A 652-nucleotide genomic window follows, 5' to 3' on the forward strand; every position below is an offset into this window, starting at 1 on the left:
GCCGGTCGTGTTCGCCACCGAGCCTTGGCCCAGTGCCACCGAGTTGGCCGTCGTAGCCTGCGCGCCTGCGCCGATCGCCGTGGCGTTCGTCGCGTTCGCAACCGAATTGCTACCCAGCGCCAGCGCATTGCTCGCCTGCGCCTTCGAGCCGTAGCCCAGCGCCGTGGCAGCCGTGGAGCCGCTGTTGCCGCCCGCGGCTATAGCGTTCGTGCCGACTGTCGTGTCGCCGTTGTACAGCGACTGGGCGGAGTTACCCAGCGCCTCGGAGTTGAAGCCGACTGCTTGTGCCGATCCGCCGAGCGCAATCGTATTCGTGCTCGACGAGGTCGCGTTGTAGCCGATCGCGATCGCCGACGGACCGGACGCCGTTGCCACCGGACCGATCGCCGTGGAGTTCGATCCCGTCGCCGACGAATCCCCCAACGTCGAGTTCGTGTGGAAATACTTGATCCCCGCACCGTTGTTGATGTTGTTGACGGTGTTGGTCAGGTTCGTGACGTTCGTGTTCGTCGCGTTCAGTTGCGAACCGTTCACCGCATCGGTGCTCGTTGCGCTCAGCAGACCGTTGGCCACGTTGTGCAGCGCCACCGCGCTTGCACCCGAGCCGCCCAGCGTCACCGAGTTATGTGCCGACGAGTCGTACGTCACGGCA

At 65.3% G+C, this 652-nt stretch carries 1 pseudogene; it reads right to left on the reverse strand.

Annotated features, from left to right (window positions below):
* A pseudogene (locus U5805_RS31560) lies at positions 1 to 652 on the reverse strand (hypothetical protein); the annotation flags it as partial.

Origin of the sequence: Paraburkholderia sp. J41, from assembly GCF_905220235.1 — a bacterium.
GTDB lineage: Bacteria > Pseudomonadota > Gammaproteobacteria > Burkholderiales > Burkholderiaceae > Paraburkholderia.